Raw genomic sequence first — 19,509 nt, forward strand, 5'->3', positions numbered from 1 at the left:
GCCAGAAATGCCCGATGTGAACACCGAGACTGTCGCGACCTCGCCGGAGGCGGTGGCACAGCATCTCGCCGCCTCGCGCTATCTGGCCGACGACAGCCTTTCAACCGCCATCTTTCTCGCGGTCCGGCTGGGCAAGCCGCTGCTGCTCGAAGGCGCGCCGGGCGTCGGCAAGACGGAAGCGGCAAAGGCGATCGCCGAGCTGCTCGGCCGCGATCTGGTGCGGCTGCAATGCTACGAAGGCATCGACGCCGCGCACGCGCTCTACGAGTGGAATTATCAGCGCCAACTGCTCGCCATCCGCCGTGCCGCCGAGCACGAGATCGACATCTATGATGACCGTTTCCTCATTGCCCGGCCGCTGCTGCAGGTGTTGAAGGCGCCGCAGCAGCGCGTGCTTTTGGTCGATGAGATCGACCGCTCGGACCATGAATTCGAGGCGCTGCTGCTGGAATTCCTCTCCGACTTCCAGATCAGCATTCCCGAGCGCGGCACCATCCGCGCCGAGGCACAGCCAATCGTCATCCTGACCTCGAACCGCACCCGCGAACTTGCAGAGGCGCTGCGTCGCCGCTGCGTCTATCACTGGATCGGCTACCCCGACGCCGAACGCGAGGCCGCCATCATCATGCTGCGCGCCGGCAATGTCGCCCAGGCCACCGCACGCGCCGTGGCGACAGCGGTGCAGACCATCCGAGCTCGCCCGCTGGCCAAGCCACCCGGCATCGCCGAGGCGGTCGAATGGGCGAACGCGGCCACCATTCTTGAAAAAGGCGGCAGCCCGTGGCCGGAAGCCTTCCGCCGCGCCATCGGCGTGCTGATCAAGGACGAGGAAGACCTCTCCTACATCGCGTCCGAGCTTGGCAGCATCGTCGAGGAGGCGCTGGCGTGAGATCCCACCGGCGCAATCCGCAACGCTGGCGGGACAGTGCCCCCCTCTGTCCTGCCGGACATCTCCCCCTCAAGGGGGGAGATCGGCTGTCATCCCGGCTTTCGCTAATCCCCGAGATCGCAGAACCAGGCGAAGCATCGAAGCTGCCAATCTCCCCCCTTGAGGGGGAGATGTCCGGCAGGACAGAGGGGGGCGCCACGCAATGATGCGGGAAACAAGCTTGCCCCGCGCCGCCGCACCCTTCCTCGCCTTCGCCCGGCTGCTGCGTCGCTACGGTTTCGCCATCGCCCCCGAACAAGTCTCCGGCTTCATGCAGGCGGTGACATTGCTTGGACCACGCTCGATGGCGGATATCCGCGAAGCAGCACTGGCCACCCTGGCGCCGCCACCTGACCGCCGCGACGAATTCGAGGCGCATTTCCAGAGCCATTTTTACGGCGACACATCAGCCGTGGTGGAAGGCGACGCCGACGAGGAAACCCGCATCAAGGATGATGGCGGCGCCGACGACGAGCGGATCGAGGCCGAGCAGCGACAGGAAGGCGGTGAGCTTTCCTCGGCGCTGGAGCAGTTGAGCAGCCGCGACTTCCAGCGCGACGGCGACAGGCTGACCGTCTTTCGCCGCCGACTGTCGAGCGCCTTGCCCGCGCGCCGCTCCTTCCGCACGGTGCGCACCCATTCGCGCGGCAAGCTCGACCTGCGCCGCTCGCTCAGGGAAATCGTCAGCGCCGATGGCGATATCCCCTCGCCCTTGTTGCGCCGCCGCCAGACAGTGCCGCGCAAGCTGCTGATCCTCATCGACGTCTCAGGCTCGATGAAGCTTCACACGGCTGACTACCTCAAGCTCGCGCATGCCGCCGTGCAGGGCACGGACCGGGCGGAAATCTTCACTTTCGGCACGCGTCTGACCCGCATCACCACGGCGTTGCGCATCCGCGATCGCGAGCAGGCGCTGGCGCGCGCGGCCGCCCAGGTCGACGACTGGGACGGCGGAACCCGCATGGGACCGACGCTGCTCGCTTTTCTATCGGTGCCACGCTTTTCGTCCTTCGCGCGTGGTGCGGCCATCGTCATCCTGTCCGACGCGCTGGAGCGCGGCGACCATGCCGAACTGGAGACGGCTATCCGCCGGCTGAGCGCCCGCGCCTTCCGGCTGTCGCTGGCAACACCTCTGGCCGGCGACCCGCGCTTCCAGCCGGCAACGGCGGCACTCCGCGCCATCCTGCCAGTGCTCGACGACCTGGTCGACGGCTCGTCGGTGAACAGCCTCACCGATTTCATCCTGTCGCTTGCCCGCCCCGCCCCGGCGGCCGAGACCATCTGGAAAAGGGTATCGTGATGCAGAAAGCCATCGACGCGCACTTCCACATCTGGCGCCAGCGGGACCAGCCCTGGCTGGTCGGGCCGATGGTGCCGCGCATCTTCGGCCCCTACGAGCCGATCCGCCGCGATTATCCGATCGAGGAGTTTCTCGCCGACCAGCAGGATTCGGGTGTCGAGAAGGCCGTCTATGTCCAGACCAACTGGGCCAAGGACGATTTCGAGAAGGAAGTCGCCTTCCTGCAGAAAACGGCTGACGAGACCGGCTGGCCGCACGCCATCGTCGGCTACACCGACCTGACGGTGGACGATATCAGACCTCAGATCGACCGCTTGAAAAAATATCCGCTGCTGCGCGGCGTGCGCATGCAACTGCATTGGCACGAGACGCCGGCCTTCCGCTTCGCCGCCTCGGCCGATCAGGTCATCGCCCCAAAGGTACGCGCCAATGTCGCCCGGCTGAAAGACTATGGCCTGCCCTTCGACTTGCAGCTCTTTCCTGGCCAGATGAAGGACGGACTGACGCTGGTCGGCGAGAACCCGCAAACCAATTTCATTCTCACACATGCCGGCATGCTGACCGGCATGGACGCGGAAACCACCGAGGCCTGGAAGGCCGGCCTGCGCGCGCTGTCGGCGGCGCCGAATTTCTACGCCAAGCTGTCCGGTCTGGGCACCTTCGTCCACCGCAACGACCCGGCGCTGATTGGCTATATCGTCGACAACGCGATCGAGATATTAGGCGCGGATCGCCTGATGTTCGGCTCGAACTTCCCCATCGAGAAACTCTGGACCAGCCACGCCGAGTTGATCATGGCGCATCGCGATGCCGTGGCAAAGCATGGTGCGGCCGCCGAGGCGGATATCTTCTGGAACACGGCGGAGCGGGTCTACCGGCCGGTTTGATCGCCCGGGACCGCCGCGCCATTGGCGCGGCGATACCCTGCACAGCCCTTACTGCGTCGGCAGCATGCTTTCGACATCGCTTGCCGCGTCAGTGAGCGCTTCCTTCGGGGTCGCCGACTGGTCGACGATCCGCGACAGGTTGTCGACGATGGTCTGCGTCACCTTCACACCGTTGGTGCCCGGGAAAGCATACCACGGAATCATCCGCGGCATCTGGCTGAGCCCGGCCTGGAAGAGCGGGTTCTTCTTGTAGAAATCGCCGAGATATTCCGGCGATTTCGCCGCGAGCTCATTGTTGGGGACATAGCCCGTGCCCGGCACGACGACCGACGCGCCGTAAGGACCAGCGGCGAATTTCGCGAACTTCCAGGCGGCGTCCTGCTTTGCCGCATCCTTGGTCAGGATGACCACGGCGTTGCCGCCGGTCGGAAGATGGCCGTTGATTGGATCGATCAGCGGGATCTTGGCCGTGCGCAGCGTGAACTTGTCGCCGACATTCTTGATGGTGTTGACCAGGGCGCCGGTGGTCTGGAATTCGAAGCCGACCTTGCCGGCCGCGAAGGCCTGCTCGCCAGCCGGCTTAGTGAAGACCGGCATGCCGCCCTCCTTCACCATCCGCTGCAGGATTTCCATTGCCTTCTCGCCCTCCGGCCCGTTGAAGGCGACCTTGCTTTCATCGTCGCTCAGCATCTTGCCGCCGGCGCCGAACAGCAGCGCCGAAAACATCCAGTCGTCGCCCTGCCAGCGGAAATCGATGCCGTCGACGCCGTTGCCGAGCGCCTTGATCTTGCCGCCGAGCGCGATGACCTCGTCCCAGGTCTTGGGCGGATTGTCCGGATCGCCGCCAGCGGCTTTCACCAGGTCGGCGTTGTAATACATGATCGGGTTCGAGGTGGCGAAGGCGAGGCCGACCTGCTTGCCGTTGACCTGCGCCAGCTTCAGGATCGTGTCTGAGAAACCGAGCTCCGCCATGTTGCCTTCCTTCTTGACCAACGGGCCAAGATCGACGGCAACGTCGCGCTCGTTGAGCATCCGCAGGCGGTTGAGTCCGATGAAGGTGATGTCGGGCATTTCGTCGGTGCCGGCCTGGCGAAGGACGGTCTGGATGCCTTCCTCATAGGTTGCGGACGGGCTGGCGAACTGGATCTTGATGTCAGGATTTTCTTCCATGAACTTCTTCGAGATCGTGTCCATCACGTTCTTGAAGAAGCCGGGCATCGGGTAATGAACCGTCAGCGTCGTGTCGGCATAGGCCGGAAGGGCGAACGCCAGCGAAACCGCCGCCGCTGCGAGAATCCTGGGAGGTTGCGTCATATGCTCGTGCTCCTGGTTCGACCCGGTCAGCCTTTGAGACCGGTCATGGTGATGCCTTCGACGAAGCGCTTCTGTGCGAACAGGAAGGCGACGACGAGTGGAAGGGTGATGATCAGCGTGGCGGCCATCAGCGCGCCATAGTCGTCGCCTGCCTCGGCGGCGCGGAAATACATCAGGCCGAGCGGCGGCGTGGCGTAGGCCTGCTTGCTGACGACGATCAGCGGCCAGTAGAGATCGTTCCAGTGCGCGACCACCGAGAAGATCGCGAACGCGGTGACGGCCGGCCAGGCGTTGGGGACGATGACGCGCGCGACGATGCCGAGTTCGGACATGCCGTCGAGCCGCGCCGCGTGGATGAGGTCGTCGGGCATGGCGCGGAAGAACTGCAGGAACATGAAGATCGCGAACACCGAGATGGTGAACGGCGCCACCAGCGAGGTGTAGCTGTTGAGCAGCGACATCCTGTCGAAGGCGACGTAGAGCGGCAGCGCCGTGGCATGGATCGGCACCAGCAGGCCGAGCATGACCAGCACCATCATCAGCCGAGCGGCGCGGAACTTCAGCTTGGCCATGGCGTAGGCGCAAGGAATGGCGACCAGCACCTGGAAGAAGAAGATCAGGCCGCAGACGACAACGCCGTTCCACAGCAGCGTTGCCATCGGCACCTTGCTCAGCGCCTTGGCGAAATTCTCGGCGAAATAGAAATGCTCGGGGATGAGCGACAGCGACGAGGTGAAGATGTCGCTCTGCGTCTTGCCCGCGGTCGAGATCATGAAAATGTAAGGCGCAAGGATCATCAGTGCGCCGAGCGAAAGCAGCGCGAAACGGATGATGCGGCCGGCCGGAATGCTGGTCATGTGTAGTGCACCCGCCGGTCGAGCACGCGGTATTGGAGAAGCATCAGCACGACGAGGATCGCCAGGAAGACAACCGTCATTGCCGAGGCATAGCCGACGCGCAGATAGACGAAACCTTCCTGGTAGATGGTGAACAGCAGCACTTCGGAGGCTTTGTTAGGGCCGCCGTCGGTCAGCATCTTCACGGTTTCGAAGACCTTCACCGCGTTGCTGATGCTGATGGTGACAACGAACAGCGTCGTCGGTCCGAGCATCGGCCAGGTGACCAGGAAGAACCGGTCGAGCGCCGATTTCGCGCCGTCGACGTGTGCGGCGGCATAGAGTTCGCGCGGAATCGCCGTCAGGCCCGCCAGGAACAGCACCATGTTGAAGCCGACCGACTGCCAGACGCCGATGATCGACAGGCTGTAGAGCACGGTGCTCGAGGCGCCGAGCCAGTTCGGGCCGGGAATACCAACCAGTGCAAGCAGCGCGTTGAGCGGTCCGATCGTCGGATGGAAGAGGTACTGCCAGACAGTCGCCATGGCGACGATCAGCGAAGCCACAGGCAGGAAATAGACGGTACGGAAGAAGCCGCGCGCGCGCGGTTCGCCTTCGATCAGCAAGGCAACGCCGAGACCGAGCACGATCGAGACCGGCGCAACGATCGCGGTATAGACTGACGTGTTCCACAGCGATCTGCGGAAGGTGCGGTCGGTCAGGAGATGCGCGTAGTTCTCGAAGCCGACCAGGCGAAATTTGCCATAGCCGAGCTCGAAATCGGTGAAGCCGAGAAAAATAACGGCAACCACCGGCAGCAGCACGAACAGCAGCAACAGCACGATCGCGGGAGCCGCCAGCAGCCAGGCGGTGCGATCCTCGCTGCGCCTGTGGAGGGCTGCGGCGCTCGGGACATTGCCCGCCAGCGCGATACTAGACATAGGCCGGCTCCTGGCGTGTGGGCGCGGCACTCGCCGTGCGCAGCCGCCTTCCCTCCGGCCCGAAGACCATGGCCTGTTCAGGTGCCAGAAGGACACCCACCGGCATTCCCGCAATGAGCTCCCTCGCCTCGTGCGGCGCCAGCTTGGCGATGATGATGTCGCCGGTCGCGTCGAGGCGGCAATAGGCAACGACCTCCGACCCGAGGAATTCCAGACGCTCGATCCGCCCGGCAAGGCCGCTCCGCCCGCTGGGAGACAGTTTGACGAATTCAGGCCGGATGCCGAGGCTGACCGGGCCATTCGCCACCTTCTCCAGCAAGGCCAGCCGGATGCCCATGAAATCGACACGGCCATTTTCGGCGCGTGCCGGTATGATGTTGATCCTCGGCTGGCCGACGAAGCGCGCAACCTCGATATGGGCGGGATCGTTGTAGATCGCTTCGGGCGCGGCCAGCTGCAGCAGGTTGCCGCCAATCATCACCGCCACGCGATCGGCCATCGAAAGCGCTTCGGCCTGGTCATGCGTCACATAGAGCGTCGGCACGCCGGCACGGCGGTGCAGTTCGACGATCTCGCCGCGGGCATGGACGCGCAGATTGGCGTCGAGATTGGAAAGCGGCTCATCCATCAGGAAGATGCTGGGGTGGCGCACCATGGCGCGCGCCAAGGCCACGCGCTGCCGCTGCCCCCCTGACATCTGTCCCGGCTTGCGGTCGAGCAGATGGTCGATCTTCAGCACTGTCGCCATCTCGTGGACATCGCGCGAAATCCCGGCGCGGACCTCTTTCTGGCCCGGCAGGACCGAGCCTACCAGCGGCAGCCGCTGCGTCCGGCTCAGCCGCTTCATGGCCAGTGGAACCGCGATGTTCTGGCTGGCCGTCAGATGCGGATAGAGCGCGTAGGACTGGAACACCATGGCGATGTTGCGATCGGCCGCGGCGACCGCCGACATGTCCTTGCCGCCGACGAAAATCTCGCCGCTGTCGGCATGATCAAGCCCCGCCAGAATGCGCAGCAAGGTGCTTTTGCCGCAGCCCGAGGGGCCGACCAGGGCGATGAACTCGCCCGCTTCGACGTCGAGGCTGACGCCGTTCAGGACGGCATTGCCGCCAAAGGACTTGTTCAGATCGCGAAGCGAGAGCGCGCTCATGATGCGACCTTCCTGCGGACCTTGTGCGCCTCGTGCGGGTAGACCTCCTCGACCACGTCGTCGAGGACATGGACGCTCATACCTGGGATTGCGACGATCTCGCTGGTGACTGCGTCGCCGAAATCATGTACGACCGCACCGAGCAGCCGCTCGCCCGGCATGTCGCGCTCCATGGCGCCGACAACGAAGGCTGCCGATGGCCCCCATACCAGCGCGGTGTTTTCGTATTTGCCTTGCCATGCCCGGTGCAGGTGACCGCTGGCGAACAATGCAACATCATGGGAACCGATCAGGTCATAAAGACGCTGGCGCTGCGTCGGCCGAACGCTCCAGTAGCCGGTGTCGCCCTCACCCGGCTCATCGATGAACAACGGCTTGTGGGCAAAGAGCGCGACGCGCCGGCCGCCGCGGCTTTCCAGCACAGTCCGCAACCATTCGAACTGGGCCTCTTCCTCGGCATCATCAAAGCCCATCAGCAGGCTGTCGAGGCCGATAAATCGCCAGTTTCCAGCGTCCTCCATCCAGTAATCGGGACCGACCAGCCGGCGCCAGCGCTCAAGACGTTCCGCATTGACCGGCTGCAACGAGCCGGGCAGATGGCCGACATCGTGATTGCCAGGCACGAGCAGCATCGGGACCGAAATCTCCCGCATCAGGTCCATGCAGAAGCTGATGTCGGCATCCTTGTCGGCGCCATCGACGCTGAGGTCGCCGGTGTGGATGACGAGATCGGCGCCGTTTTGCGCGATCCAGGCGGCCAGCGGCTGCCAATTGCCGTTGAAATGCGGCTTGGTCGGGCTGAAATGGGTATCGGTGATCTGGACGATTTTCATGCCGGCTCCACTGCGAGAGCCGGCTGCCGGAAAAACCACCGGCGAGCGACTTCGCGTGGGGTCTCCTTAGAGCCGTTACATGTCACTTCCTTAACAGGCTGGGGGCAAATTTTCCTTCCACGCCGATTGGCCGGCTGACTCCCAGATTAGCTCTTCACCTCGAATTGCGGATCGACAGGGATCTGCATCGCCGTGACCAGATGATTGGTCTGGCCAGCGAGCCCGATGATCGACACCAGTTCGCCATGCTGTACATCGGTCATGCCCTTGGCTCGCGCTGCCGCCGTGTGCGAATGAACGCAGTAGGAACAGCCATTGGCCGTCGATACCGCGATGTAGATCATTTCCTTGGTCAGTGGGTCGATGGCGCTGTCGGCGACCATCACCACCTTCAGCTGCTCCCAGATGCGCTTCAACGCCGCCGGATCATTGGCGAGCCCCCGCCAGAAATTGTTGACGAAGTCCGATTTGCGCGTCGCCCTGATGTCGTCGAACACCGCCTTCACTACCGGGATCTTCTCCACCTCGGCATCGCTGAGGAGTTTTGTGGTGGCCATGGTCTGGTCCTTTCGTTTGGATCGATGAATTAGGCCGTTGAATCACGTCTCGAGCAAATACGGCTAACCAACTTTTTTGACTCAGTTTTGGCGCTCAATGCACGGGACCTTGAAGGTTGGCCGAAGCACCTAAAATTTCGTTATCCCTGGGCGAAGCAGGAGCGAAGCTCCGTCGCGGAGACCCTGGGATCCATGCCGCGACCTTAGTTGTAGAGCGCAGCGGAGCAGAATCCTGCCCCGTGGCAACGCACCGGAGTCCCGGCATGGATCCTGGGGTCTGCGCCGCGTCGCTTCGCTCCTTGCTTCGCCCCAGGATGACGAAGTGATCGTCTTGTCGGCTAATCTCCGAAGTCTGCAGCAAAGATTGTCAGACATATCGGGTATTCCTCGAACACACCCTAATGCACCGCCGCGTACATGATCTTCTCCTCCGTCGCCTCGGCCGGGGAAAACTCCTCGACGATGCGGCCCTGCCGACAGACCAAAATGCGATCCGACAGGTTCATGATCTCCGGCAAATAGGACGAGATGACAACGACCGCGAGGCCCTCGTCGGCCAGCCTGTTGATGATCTGGTGGATCTCGGCGATTGCGCCCACATCGACGCCGCGCGTCGGCTCGTCGAATATGACGATGCGCGGCTTTTGTACCAGCCCCTTGCCGATCACCACCTTCTGCTGGTTGCCGCCGGACAACTCGACCACGCGCGCATTGTCGTTGATCGCCTTGATGTTCAGCGTCTTGGTCCATTCGGCCGAAAGCTGACGCATCTCCTGCTGGTTGATCACCCACGCCTGTTGGCGGCCTGCCGCCAGCAGCCCGCCGAACAGGTTCTCGGCAATGCCCATCGTCTCGAAGATACCTTCGCTCTTGCGATCCTCGGTGACATAGACGATGCCGTCCGCCACCGCTTCGCTCGGTACGAGATAGCGCACCGGCCTGTCGTCCAGCTCGATCGCCCCACCGCGCAAAAAATCGCGCTTGTAGATGCCCGACACGATCTTGAAGGTCTCGGTGCGGCCGGAACCGATCAGCCCGAAAACGCCGGTGATCTGGCCTTCGAAGATCGAGAAGGAATTGTTGCGCACGACATTGCTCATCGAGATGTCCTGCACCGAGAGCACCTTCTTGCCGGCCTTGTGCAGCTTGGCTTCGTCGCGCTGGCGGTAAATCTGTCCCGACAGCGTGCGCCCAACCATGGCGGCGACGATCTTGTCGCGGTCGAAGGTTGATGTGTCGTCGGTGATGACCAGTTCGCCGTCGCGCAGGATGGTGATGCGGTCGGCGATCATCAGAGCCTCTTCGAGAGCATGGCTGATGAAGACGATCGACACACCGTTCGCCTTCAGCCGCCGGATCAGCGCGAAGAAATGCCGCTTCTCCTCCGGCGTCAGCGTCGCCGTCGGTTCATCGAAGATGATGATCTCGGCATTGTGGTGCACGGCGCGCGCGATCTCGACCATCTGCCGCTTGGCAGCACCCAGTGTCGCCACCATGGCGTTGGGATCGACCGGAAAATTCAGCGACTGCAGGAACTGCTGTGCTGAAATATACGTGCCGCGCAGCCGGTTGAGGAATTTTTCGGTACCGAGATAGAGGTTCTGCGCCACCGTCATCGACGGCACCAGGCTGGTCTCCTGGAACACCATGGCGATGCCGGCCTCGAGCGCCGCATGCGGCGAGGCGTAGGCTGTCTCCCGGCCCTTGTGGAACATCTTGCCCGACGTGGCATCGACCACACCGGCGATGATCTTGGTCAGTGTCGACTTGCCGGCACCATTCTCGCCGAGCAGCGCATGGATTTCGCCCTTGCGTAGCTCGAAGCTGACGTTCTTCACCGCGGGCACGCCGCGGTAATTCTTGGTGACGTTTTCGAGGCGAACGATCGGTTCCATCAGAAACCTCCCGAGGCAAGGTCGACGGCCAGCACGCAATCGCCACCCCTGGAAGCAATGAACAGCTCGCCGCCTTTCTCCACCACGCTGCAGATGCCGTGGCGCGTGCCGTTGGCGCGGCTGTGCAGGCTGAATTGTGGTTGCATCTCCCGGTCGAGCCGGACCACCAGCCCGTAGGAGCGGCTGGGCGACCACGGCTTGTGAATGCCCATCGTGCGGATGCCGCCGCATTGCGGCGGCTCGAGGAAACTGCGGTTTGATGCCAGCGCCGGGGCAATCCAGTAGGCCGGCGGCACCTGGTCGATCATGTCCTGACGGTAATGCGTCTCCTGCAGCACGAATTCGATCAGCCGGTTGCGTGGGGCGAACAGCGTCAGCCACGCCCCGCCATCGCCAGCAGGCGACAGCCGCGCGGGATAGCCGGGCAGATGCGTCAGCACCGTCGAGCGGTTGCCGGTCGCGCCATCGAAACGGACAAGCTGGTGGCGCCAGCTTTCGCTGACCAGCACATCGCTGCCAAGGATGTGAAGTCCATAGGGAAAAGCGATGTCGCCAGCCACCTTGCGGAACTCGCCACCCGCCGCCCGCGCCCAAAGCGAACCGGACGCGCCCTTCTTCATCAGGTCGGCGGCCCATTGCGACGGCGCGAATTCGGCCGAACCATTGGCCAGCCACAGCGTACCATCTCCTGCATAGGCAAGCGCGGTGATGCAGCCAATCCCTGCCGGCAAGGACAACTCCCTGCCCGCAATCAACAGCTTACCGCTCTCCAGCCCCACCGTCAGTTCGCCTGAAGGCGACAGCGTCAGCGCCGTGACTGGTGACGGAAAGGTCTCGACCACGGCAGGTTCCACACCAGCAACTATCGCGTAGACGGCGTTGCCGCTTGAGGCCAGCAGCCGGCCATCGGCAACCAGCAGATTGTCCGGCTCGGTCAGCTCGGCGAACGCCGGCGCATCATCGAGCCGCGTGTTGGGGCGGAAGGCGCCGTCGAGCGGCGGGATGGTGACCGCCTTGCCACGAAACATATCCAGGATCGGATCGAGGATCATGGCTTCGCTCCCCAGTAGGAGGCGGGGCTGGTCCAGCTCGGGTCGGCGCTGGCAATTTTGTAGCGGCCGATGCGATTGTTGAGGATGCCGCCGACGAAGAGATATCCCTTGTGCTCGCGCATCGAGGTGACCATCGGGTGCGCACCGCCTGTCAAGTCGCCCATCGCCTCGACGATGCCGCCCTTCTCGTTGAATTTCACCACGCCGCCGGTGTTGATGTTGGGAAACAGCCATTCGTCCTGCGGCAGCCGGCGCGTCATGCGCTTGCGCATGTCGGGATGGCGCAGCGAGAGGTCGAAGCTCGGCGTGCGCATGCCCAGCCACGCCATCCAGTAATTGCCGTCCGACGCCCGGTTGATGTTGTCGGGATAACCCGGCATGTCGCGGATGACGCATTCGGCGGTGCCGGCCTTCGGCCCTTCCAGCCAATAGCGGTGCACCCGGCAGGCCCAGCTTTCGGCGAAGAACAGCGACTTGCCGTCATGCGCCATGCAGACACCATTGGTGTAGCGGTAGCCATCGAGCAGCGTCTTCGTGGAACCGTCCCTGGGATCGTGAAGTCGATGATCGAGCAGATGTCCGGGTTCTGCTGCAGCATGGTCGTCGTCACGTTGCGCGAGGTCGTGGCGTCCCAGTTGGAGTCGGGCTTGGCCACGACCTTGAAGTCGGGATGCTTGTCCAGCACCTTCATGATGCCGGCATACTGGTACAGGCTGGAAGAGTTGGCCTGGTCGCCCTGCACCAGCCCGATCTTCTTGGACGAGTTCTCGCCGCAGCCCTTGATCGCGGCTTCGGCTTCGAGCTGGCCGAGCCGGTCCCAGTCGCTGCCGACAAAGGCGTCGGCGGGGAAATTCGCCGGATTGTCGACGAGGATCACATAGGTGCCGGCGGCCTGCGCCTTCTTCATCAGCTTGGAATAGGAGTTAAGGTCCGGCGCATGGATGATCAGCACATCGGGCCTCGTGTCCGACGAGATCGCATCGGTGATCGCCTGCGCTCCGGCATCGACCACCCAGTTCGGATCGCGCGTCTCGAACGTGCCGCCCCAGGCCTCGACCTCCTTCTTCAGGTAATGTGCCCAGCCCTGTGCCAGGTCGAAGCCCATCGCCAGCGGCACCAGCATGACGCGCTTGCCTTTCAGCGCTTGCGCATAGGCAGCGGGGCCTGGATCGTCGGCGGCGAAGGTCGGCGCCGCGAAGGCGGTGACGGCAAGGGCCGTGGCCGCCGCCATGAGTGTTCTGATCAGTTTCATGTGTCATCCTCTGGTTCGGTTTTCATTGCCGGCCGATCGCCCCCGATCGCGCCGGGTACCCCGAGCAAGATGGGCTAGCCCATCTGCTCTAAATGTCGCCCTGCTGCGCTGTCTGTTCGTCACGTGGATTGATGATGCCGTCGACGATGATGGCGCCAAGCAGGATCGCCGCCTTGATCAGGTTTTGGTAGAGCAGCGGAATATCGATGATGGTCATGGCGTTGAGCAGGACGCCGATGAGTGCTGCCCCGACCAGCACGTTGCGCACCCCGCCTCGCCCGCCCGACAGCCCGATGCCGCCGATCACCGCCACCAGCACGATGTCGTAGAGCAGCGTCGAATTGACGACACGCGTGTTGATCGAATGCAGGCTGGCCGCGGTCAAAAGGCCGGCGATCAGTGCCACGAAAGCGGACAGCACATAGCGCAGCACCAGCATCGGCCGTACCGGGATGCCGATATTGCGTGCCGCGACCGGATTGTCGCCGGCGAAATAGATATAGCGGCCCCATTTGGTGTAGCGCAGGAACAGGAAGAACAGGAAGGCGAGACCCGCGAAGACGAACACCTCGATCGGGACGTCGAGGAAGCGCAGGCCGCCGAGCAGTTCCACCCAATGGCCCTGCGGCACCGGCACCGCGTCCTGGGTGATCAATTGCGAACGGACATAGCCGAAGACGAAGGAGCCGGTCGCCAGCGTGACGAAGATCGCCGGCACATCGGCGTAGGCGACGAGAAAGCCGTTGAGCAGGCCGATGGCGAGCACGCCGGCCAGCACATAGGTGAAGGCCAGCCCATCCGGCGTTCCGGTATTGAGCAGTTGCAGATACCAGGCGACCGACATCGCCATGATCGCCACCGCCGACAGGTCAATGCCGCGGCCGATGATGACGACCGCCATGCCCAGCGCCAGAATACCCAGCACCGAGACCGAGCGGACGATGGCGACGAGATTGTTGGGATCTATGAAGCCAGGCAGGCCTATAGCCGCGGCAACGAACAGCACCACCGCTATGGCAAAGACAATGCCTTCCTGATTCAGGCTCCTGAAGTTCAGCCAGCCGCCCATGTTCATTGTCTGCTTTCACCCGGTGGCAGCGCCGCCGTCCCTGGAAGAGAAAGCTAATCGGCTCAGTGCCGCTTCGTCAAATGAATCCGCGTTCAAAAGGCGGTCTGGCGATGAGATTCGCAAAGTGGACGCAGTGATTGCCGAATCTGGCGCAATGCCCGGAAACTCCTGCGCTTTTTGGCAATTGTTTGTGTCATCGTCCGTGCCTGCGGAGATACAGCACCAAGGCGAAAGGCGAAGACGGATTTAATCCTGCGGTCGGCGGGAAAATTCGATTTCAGTTCGGGCAATATGGCCCGAGACCTCGGCGCCGGCGGTCTTCGGCAACCCCAGGAAACGGAACGACGAAACCAGTCCGATGACGCCGATCACCAGGAAGGCTGCTCGAAAATCGACGAGATCGAGCGCCGGCCGGTCCCTGGCGATCTGCGACAGGTTGAGGATCGCCGCCGCCACGGCAACGCCGAACAGCATCGCCACCTGCTGCAGCATGGAGGATAACGTCGCCGCGGAGCTGCGCTGCCCAGCCGCGATATCGGCGAAGGCCAGCGTGTTGAGCGCGGTGAACTGCATTGAGCGCGTCAGGCCGGCGATCAGCATCAGCGCCACCACCAGGGCCTGAGGCGTCTGCGGCGAGACCGCCGCGCACGCCATGATCGATGCGGACGCGATGATGCCGTTGACGACCATCACCGAGCGAAAGCCGAAGCGGCGCAGCGTCGGCGTCGTCACCGTCTTCATGCCGAGATTGCCGAGGAAATAGGCTAGGATCATCATGCCGGCATCGACCGGCGATAGCCCGAAGCCGACCTGGAACAGCAGCGGCAAAAGGAATGGCGTGGCGTTGATCGCCACCCGGAAGATGGTTCCGGCGGCGAGCGTCGAGATGGCGAAGGTCTGCACCTTGAACGAGGAGAGGTCGAGCAGCGGATGCGGCGCGCGGCGGAGATGCCGCACCGCTACCCAGCCGACGACGACGCCGGCAACGATCAGCCCCACCGTCGGCAAGGCGCCATCCTCCGGATGCGCGATGCGCTCGAGACCATAGAGCAGGCAGGCGAGCCCCAGCGAGGTCAGGAAAAAACCCGGCCAGTCGAGTGGCTTGGCATCGGCTTCACGGTCGCCCGGGATGAAACGGGCGACCAGCGCCAGCCCGATCATGCCGAGCGGAATGTTGATGAAGAAATTCCAGTGCCAGGACAGATAGGTGGTGATGAAGCCGCCAAGCACTGGCCCGACGACAGGCGCGAAGAGCGCCGGCCAGGTGATCAGCGCCGTGGCGTTGAGCAATTCGGATTTCGACGCGTTGCGCAGCACCAGGATGCGGCCGACCGGTGTCATCAGCGCGCTGCCCAGGCCCTGCACGGCACGGGCAATGACGAATTCCGTCAGGTTCTGCGAGAAGCCGCAGACGAGCGAAGCCAGAGTGAACAGCGCGATTGCCGCGAGGAAGATGTTGCGTGCGCCAAAACGGTCGGCGAGCCAGCCCGACAGCGGTACGAACACCGCCATGGTCAGCATGTAGACGGTGATGCCGATGCTCATCGCCACCGCCGGCACGCCGAAGGAGGCGCCCATCTGCGGCAGCGAGGTCGAGATGATCGTCGAATCCAGCAGTTGCATGAAAAAGGCGATGGCGACGATCAGCGCCACACGCCGCGAATTCCCGGCTCGTTCGGCTGAAGCTTCGGTCTCGGAAATGGCGGTCATGACGGACCGCTTTGAACAGCATTTGGCCGACTGCGTCCAGACAACAGCCAACAAACTTTCGTGTCGCGCCGCGGCCTGTTATGGATGGGCGGGGTGGCCGAGGAACAGCGTGCGCATGAAGCCCATCTATATCGACTACCTCAATGCCCTGGACATCGAAGCGCTTGCCATGACCGATGCCGAGATCATCGGCGCGGTCGAGGCCGGGCTCGTTGCGCAAGGCAAGGGCCAGACGGTGATCGAGCCGCGTGTCCACCTCGAACCCGACCCATCCTTCCACGGTCATTTCAATGTCTTGCGCGGCTACGTGGCGCCGCTCGACGCGGCCGGCGTGAAAATCGTCGGCGACTATGTCGACAATTACCTGCACGGCCTGCCGTCGGAATTCGGCATCCTCAATTTGTTCGACCCGCGCACCGGCACGCCGCGTGCCATCCTCGACGCCACCGTCATCACCGACATGCGCACCGGCGCCGTCACCGCGATCGGCGCCAAACACCTTGCTCGCAAGAATTCGAAGGTGCTCGCCCATATCGGCGCACGCGGCACCGCCTATTGGAACGTGCGCCTGCTCGACCATCTCTTCGATTTCGACGAAATCCGCGTCCATTCGCGCCGGCCGGAAAGCCGCGATGGCTTTGCAGCAAAACTCTCCGCCGACCTTGGCAAACCCGTCACTGCGGTCGCCGACTGGGAGAGCTGCGTCAAGGGCGCCGACATTGTCGTCGAAGCATCGCGCCTGCCCGAGCCGCAGCCGTTGCTGAAGACAGAATGGATCAAGCCGGGCGCGCTGGTCGTCCCCTATGGCACGATGAGCGCGGTGGAGCTGTCGCTGACCGACATCATGCAGAAGATGGTCGTCGACGATTGGGGCCAGTGCAAAGGCGGTAAGTTCGGCTCGCTGCGCGCCCATGTCGAGGCCGGACGGCTGAGCGAAGCAACGCTGCATGCCGAACTCGGCCAGATCGCCGCCGGACTCAAGCCAGGACGGCAAAGTGACGACGAAACAATCCTGTTCTGGCATCGTGGCCTGTCGCTGTCCGACATTGCGCTCGGCAAGACGATGCTGGCCAAGGCACAGGCGCAAGGCATCGGCCAAAGGTTGCGCTTCGCATGACCGCGCTCGTCCTCACCGGGGCTGGCCTCAGAATCGGCGATGTCGCCGCCGTCGCCCGCGAGGCGCGCAAGGTGGAAATCGGACCCGATGTCATTGGCAGGCTGGAGAAGGCGCGAAAAGTGCTCGATCAGGCCGCGGCCTCCGGCCAGCGGATCTACGGCCTGAACACCGGGCTCGGCGCCAATCTCGGCACATCGGTCGAGGGTGACGCCAGCGCCTTCCAGCGCCAGCTGCTCGAAGGCCGCAGCGGCGCGGTCGGTGAAGCGCTGCCGGTCGAGGCCGTGCGTGCCACCATGCTCGCCCGCCTGACAATGTTGTCGGCCGGCGGATCAGGCCTCTCCCCGCCAGTCTTTGTCGCCTTGGCCGATGCGCTCAACGCCGGCGTCCATCCGGTGATGCCGTCGCTGGGCTCGATCGGCGCCGGCGACCTTGTGCTGATGACGGCGCTTGCTCGCCTGCTGATCGGCGAAGGCGAGGCTGATTATCAGGGAAGGCGCATGCCGGCGGTCAAGGCGCTGATGATGGCCCGCCTCGGCCCCATCGGCCTGGCGCCCAAGGATGGGCTGTCGCTGATCAACGCATCCGCCGTCTCCGCTGGCAGCGGCGCGCTTGTTGTCACGGACGCGCTGTCGGCTCTGGCCCAACAGCAGCAGGCTGGCGCGTTGACCATGGAAGGGATCGGCGCCAACCGCGCCATCCTCGATCCTCGCCTGCACATGGCGCGGCCGGCAGCCGGCCAGCAGGAAGCCGCCAAGGCGCTGCACGATCTTCTCGCCCGCGACGAAGCGCCGGCGCCCACCACCATACAGGATCCGCTGTCGATCCGCTGCATGCCCTCGATCCATGGCGCACTGATCGAGGCGATCGGCCAGGCAAGACGCGCCGTCGAGATCGAACTGAATGCCGCCGCCGACAATCCGCTGGTGCTGGGCGACGACGGCGTGGTGATGTCGACTGGCAACTTCCACACGGCGGCGCTCTCGCTCGCCTTCGAGACGCTAGGCCTCGCAATCGCGCAATGCGCCGCCGCAAGTGCCGCCCGCTTCATCCAGCTCACCGGTTCGGGCCGCAACGGCCTGCCCAAGTACCTGTCGCCGGTCGGTGGCGCCTCGGCCGGCTTCGTGCCGTTGCAGAAGACGGCGACATCGATCCTGGCCGCCATCCGCCACAAGGCCAATCCGGTGATGCTCGACTTCCTGCCGGTTTCGGAAGGCGTCGAGGATCATGCCACGCAGACGCCGCTGGCGATATCGAAATGCGCGGACATGATCGCGCTGTGGCGCCGGCTGATCGCTTTCGAACTGATGGCGGCGGCACAGGCAATCGACTTGCGTGAAGGGTTGACGCTGGCGCCACGCACATCGGCTGTCCACACGACGATACGCGCGCTCGTTCTGACGCTGAAGGAGGACCGGCCGCTCGGCGTCGATGCGGAAGCACTCCACGCCGCACTGGCCGGCAGTGTGTGGCAGCCGGCCTTATCCCCGGCCGACCTTGTCGAGGAACAGGCGTAGCTCGGCCGGATCCATGTGCACGATGTGCCGGTCCTCGGGATAGGCGCCGCCGTTGACGTCGGCGACGAATTCGGAAAATGCCGCCACCCGTTCCGCCTGCAGCCGGTCATACTCGGCGGCGAAGTTGCGATAGACCTTGGAGTGGCGGGGCATGTGACCCCTGTTCTGGCCAAGGATGTCGTCGGCGAACAGATATTGCGCGTCGCAGCCCGTGCCCGCGCCCATCGACAGCATGATCAGCGACGTGCGCTCCGAGATCGCCTTGGCGACCTCGACCGGCACCACCTCGATCTCGGCGCCGATGGCGCCGGCCGCCTCCAGTTGCTTCACCGCCTCGAACACCTGCATCGCCGTGTCGGCGGACTTGCCGACCGCCTTGAAGCCGCCGGTCCAGGTCGCGCGGGAAGGAATGAGGCCGACATGGCCGATGACGGGAATGGCATCGTCCGCCATCCGCTTGATGGTTGCGTAGCCGGCACTGCAATAGACCGCGTCGGCGCTTGCCTTATAGAGCCGGAAGGCCCAGCGGACGAAATCATCCGCGGTGCCGATTTCGAAGAAATTGTCGCCGGGCATGGTGAACAGGCTGGGTGCCGCATCGCGGTATTGCGGATTGAGCACCAGTTCGGGCGGCACCGAGACGATGTCGACCCCTGCCCGTTCGGCGGCCTCCGCCTCATCCAGGGTCAGCACCCGCAACATGGTCAGCTGCCGCTTGCCCTTCATGGCGCGCAAATCGGCGACGGTCGGTCTCTTTCGGCTCATTAAAACGTCCCTCTGTTGGTTACCATCGCGATGCCGATCGGTTGATCATGCCCCCGCTTCAGATCTGGATCATCACCTTACCGGCCTCGACCTTCACCGGATAGGTCGCGAGGTTGACGCAGACCGGCGCACCCTTGGCCTGGCCGGTCTTGTAATTGAAGCGGCCATTGTGCTTGGGACATTCGATGATGTCGTCCATCACAAGCCCGTCGGCCAGATGCGCCTTCTCATGCGTGCAAAAACCATCGGTAGCGAAGAATTCGTCGTCCGGGGAGCGATAGATCGCGAAGCTCCGCCCACCATGGTCGAAGCGGATGACATCCTCGTCCTCGACATCGTCCACCGCGCAAGCTTCAACCCAATCCGCCATCTCAATCTCCTGCAACCAT

General features: G+C 63.7%; 18 protein-coding genes and 2 pseudogenes. 5 read left to right on the forward strand and 15 right to left on the reverse strand.

Going from position 1 to position 19,509, the window contains the following annotated elements:
- The first annotated feature begins 7 nt into the window (after positions 1-7).
- The 3 genes from O7A60_RS03675 (at position 8) to O7A60_RS03685 (ending at position 3,115) form a co-directional block, all read left to right on the forward strand.
- Positions 8-889, forward strand: a complete 882-nt coding sequence (locus O7A60_RS03675; protein WP_337105062.1) for an AAA family ATPase — start codon at positions 8-10, stop codon at positions 887-889.
- Between the two features lie 202 nt (positions 890-1,091).
- Entirely contained in the window at positions 1,092-2,228 is a 1,137-nt protein-coding gene (locus O7A60_RS03680) for a vWA domain-containing protein (protein ID WP_337105063.1), read from the forward strand.
- A complete protein-coding gene (locus O7A60_RS03685; RefSeq protein WP_337105064.1) occupies positions 2,228-3,115 on the forward strand; it encodes an amidohydrolase family protein in 888 nt (295 codons plus the stop codon). Before O7A60_RS03680 ends, O7A60_RS03685 begins: the two co-directional genes overlap by 1 nt.
- Before the next feature lie 48 nt (positions 3,116-3,163).
- Here the strand turns inward: O7A60_RS03685 and O7A60_RS03690 are convergent, their stop codons facing one another.
- The 13 genes and pseudogenes from O7A60_RS03690 to O7A60_RS03750 all read right to left on the reverse strand — a co-directional run bounded on the left by O7A60_RS03690 (position 3,164) and on the right by O7A60_RS03750 (position 15,724).
- Positions 3,164-4,429 carry an ABC transporter substrate-binding protein gene (locus O7A60_RS03690; RefSeq protein WP_337105065.1) on the reverse strand — a complete coding sequence of 422 codons (1,266 nt, stop codon included), beginning with the start codon at positions 4,427-4,429 and terminating at the stop codon, positions 3,164-3,166.
- A gap of 26 nt (positions 4,430-4,455) precedes the next feature.
- A complete protein-coding gene (locus O7A60_RS03695; RefSeq protein ID WP_337105066.1) occupies positions 4,456-5,286 on the reverse strand; it encodes a carbohydrate ABC transporter permease in 831 nt (276 codons plus the stop codon).
- Positions 5,283-6,206 (reverse strand): carbohydrate ABC transporter permease, encoded by a 924-nt coding sequence (locus tag O7A60_RS03700; protein WP_337105067.1) that lies wholly within the window; start codon positions 6,204-6,206, stop codon positions 5,283-5,285. Before O7A60_RS03700 ends, O7A60_RS03695 begins: the two co-directional genes overlap by 4 nt.
- Positions 6,199-7,356, reverse strand: coding sequence for an ABC transporter ATP-binding protein (locus O7A60_RS03705; protein ID WP_337105068.1), 1,158 nt, complete (start codon positions 7,354-7,356; stop codon positions 6,199-6,201). The genes O7A60_RS03700 and O7A60_RS03705 overlap by 8 nt, the downstream gene beginning before the upstream one ends.
- Positions 7,353-8,189, reverse strand: a complete 837-nt coding sequence (locus O7A60_RS03710; protein ID WP_337105069.1) for a metallophosphoesterase family protein — start codon at positions 8,187-8,189, stop codon at positions 7,353-7,355. Before O7A60_RS03710 ends, O7A60_RS03705 begins: the two co-directional genes overlap by 4 nt.
- 146 nt (positions 8,190-8,335) lie before the next feature.
- Entirely contained in the window at positions 8,336-8,746 is a 411-nt protein-coding gene (locus O7A60_RS03715; protein ID WP_337105070.1) for a carboxymuconolactone decarboxylase family protein, read from the reverse strand.
- 398 nt (positions 8,747-9,144) lie between these two features.
- Entirely contained in the window at positions 9,145-10,641 is a 1,497-nt protein-coding gene (locus O7A60_RS03720; RefSeq protein WP_337105071.1) for a sugar ABC transporter ATP-binding protein, read from the reverse strand.
- Positions 10,641-11,693 carry an SMP-30/gluconolactonase/LRE family protein gene (locus O7A60_RS03725; RefSeq protein ID WP_337105072.1) on the reverse strand — a complete coding sequence of 351 codons (1,053 nt, stop codon included), beginning with the start codon at positions 11,691-11,693 and terminating at the stop codon, positions 10,641-10,643. Before O7A60_RS03725 ends, O7A60_RS03720 begins: the two co-directional genes overlap by 1 nt.
- Entirely contained in the window at positions 11,690-12,007 is a 318-nt protein-coding gene (locus tag O7A60_RS03730) for a hypothetical protein (RefSeq protein WP_337105073.1), read from the reverse strand. Before O7A60_RS03730 ends, O7A60_RS03725 begins: the two co-directional genes overlap by 4 nt.
- Positions 12,008-12,067: 60 nt before the next feature.
- Positions 12,068-12,328 (reverse strand): annotated as a pseudogene (locus O7A60_RS03735) (ABC transporter permease); the annotation flags it as partial.
- Positions 12,250-12,945: pseudogene (locus O7A60_RS03740) on the reverse strand (sugar ABC transporter substrate-binding protein); the annotation flags it as partial. The pseudogenes O7A60_RS03740 and O7A60_RS03735, both read right to left, overlap by 79 nt.
- 88 nt (positions 12,946-13,033) lie before the next feature.
- Positions 13,034-14,020, reverse strand: a complete 987-nt coding sequence (locus O7A60_RS03745; protein ID WP_337105074.1) for an ABC transporter permease — start codon at positions 14,018-14,020, stop codon at positions 13,034-13,036.
- A 240-nt stretch (positions 14,021-14,260) separates the two neighbouring features.
- Positions 14,261-15,724, reverse strand: coding sequence for a DHA2 family efflux MFS transporter permease subunit (locus O7A60_RS03750; protein ID WP_337105075.1), 1,464 nt, complete (start codon positions 15,722-15,724; stop codon positions 14,261-14,263).
- A 115-nt stretch (positions 15,725-15,839) separates the two neighbouring features.
- On the opposite strand from O7A60_RS03750, the gene O7A60_RS03755 reads away from it, so the two are divergent.
- Together O7A60_RS03755 and O7A60_RS03760 are read left to right on the forward strand one after the other, a co-directional pair.
- Positions 15,840-16,841 (forward strand): ornithine cyclodeaminase family protein, encoded by a 1,002-nt coding sequence (locus tag O7A60_RS03755; RefSeq protein ID WP_337105077.1) that lies wholly within the window; start codon positions 15,840-15,842, stop codon positions 16,839-16,841.
- A complete protein-coding gene (locus tag O7A60_RS03760; RefSeq protein ID WP_337105078.1) occupies positions 16,838-18,355 on the forward strand; it encodes an HAL/PAL/TAL family ammonia-lyase in 1,518 nt (505 codons plus the stop codon). The genes O7A60_RS03755 and O7A60_RS03760 overlap by 4 nt, the downstream gene beginning before the upstream one ends.
- On the opposite strand, the gene O7A60_RS03765 is transcribed toward O7A60_RS03760, so the two are convergent.
- Together O7A60_RS03765 and O7A60_RS03770 are read right to left on the reverse strand one after the other, a co-directional pair.
- Positions 18,320-19,120 carry a 3-methyl-2-oxobutanoate hydroxymethyltransferase gene (locus O7A60_RS03765; protein ID WP_027141523.1) on the reverse strand — a complete coding sequence of 267 codons (801 nt, stop codon included), beginning with the start codon at positions 19,118-19,120 and terminating at the stop codon, positions 18,320-18,322. The genes O7A60_RS03760 and O7A60_RS03765 overlap by 36 nt on opposite strands.
- Before the next feature lie 58 nt (positions 19,121-19,178).
- Positions 19,179-19,490: a MocE family 2Fe-2S type ferredoxin gene (locus tag O7A60_RS03770; RefSeq protein WP_337105079.1), complete on the reverse strand. Its 312-nt coding sequence runs from the start codon at positions 19,488-19,490 to the stop codon at positions 19,179-19,181.
- Positions 19,491-19,509: the final 19 nt, after the last annotated feature.

This window comes from Mesorhizobium salmacidum (SeqCode) (assembly GCF_037179605.1).
Taxonomy (GTDB): Bacteria; Pseudomonadota; Alphaproteobacteria; order Rhizobiales; family Rhizobiaceae; genus Mesorhizobium; species Mesorhizobium salmacidum.

Bases quoted from the DNA above. Each gene is read 5' to 3' on its own strand.
- O7A60_RS03675 (WP_337105062.1), top strand. From the start codon at position 8: ATGCCCGATGTGAACACCGAGACTGTCGCGACCTCGCCGGAGGCGGTG.
- O7A60_RS03680 (WP_337105063.1), top strand. From the start codon at position 1,092: ATGATGCGGGAAACAAGCTTGCCCCGCGCCGCCGCACCCTTCCTCGCC.
- O7A60_RS03685 (WP_337105064.1), top strand. From the start codon at position 2,228: ATGCAGAAAGCCATCGACGCGCACTTCCACATCTGGCGCCAGCGGGAC.
- O7A60_RS03690 (WP_337105065.1), bottom strand. From the start codon at position 4,429: ATGACGCAACCTCCCAGGATTCTCGCAGCGGCGGCGGTTTCGCTGGCG.
- O7A60_RS03695 (WP_337105066.1), bottom strand. From the start codon at position 5,286: ATGACCAGCATTCCGGCCGGCCGCATCATCCGTTTCGCGCTGCTTTCG.
- O7A60_RS03700 (WP_337105067.1), bottom strand. From the start codon at position 6,206: ATGTCTAGTATCGCGCTGGCGGGCAATGTCCCGAGCGCCGCAGCCCTC.
- O7A60_RS03705 (WP_337105068.1), bottom strand. From the start codon at position 7,356: ATGAGCGCGCTCTCGCTTCGCGATCTGAACAAGTCCTTTGGCGGCAAT.
- O7A60_RS03710 (WP_337105069.1), bottom strand. From the start codon at position 8,189: ATGAAAATCGTCCAGATCACCGATACCCATTTCAGCCCGACCAAGCCG.
- O7A60_RS03715 (WP_337105070.1), bottom strand. From the start codon at position 8,746: ATGGCCACCACAAAACTCCTCAGCGATGCCGAGGTGGAGAAGATCCCG.
- O7A60_RS03720 (WP_337105071.1), bottom strand. From the start codon at position 10,641: ATGGAACCGATCGTTCGCCTCGAAAACGTCACCAAGAATTACCGCGGC.
- O7A60_RS03725 (WP_337105072.1), bottom strand. From the start codon at position 11,693: ATGATCCTCGATCCGATCCTGGATATGTTTCGTGGCAAGGCGGTCACC.
- O7A60_RS03730 (WP_337105073.1), bottom strand. From the start codon at position 12,007: ATGCGCACGCCGAGCTTCGACCTCTCGCTGCGCCATCCCGACATGCGC.
- O7A60_RS03745 (WP_337105074.1), bottom strand. From the start codon at position 14,020: ATGAACATGGGCGGCTGGCTGAACTTCAGGAGCCTGAATCAGGAAGGC.
- O7A60_RS03750 (WP_337105075.1), bottom strand. From the start codon at position 15,724: ATGACCGCCATTTCCGAGACCGAAGCTTCAGCCGAACGAGCCGGGAAT.
- O7A60_RS03755 (WP_337105077.1), top strand. From the start codon at position 15,840: ATGAAGCCCATCTATATCGACTACCTCAATGCCCTGGACATCGAAGCG.
- O7A60_RS03760 (WP_337105078.1), top strand. From the start codon at position 16,838: ATGACCGCGCTCGTCCTCACCGGGGCTGGCCTCAGAATCGGCGATGTC.
- O7A60_RS03765 (WP_027141523.1), bottom strand. From the start codon at position 19,120: ATGAGCCGAAAGAGACCGACCGTCGCCGATTTGCGCGCCATGAAGGGC.
- O7A60_RS03770 (WP_337105079.1), bottom strand. From the start codon at position 19,490: ATGGCGGATTGGGTTGAAGCTTGCGCGGTGGACGATGTCGAGGACGAG.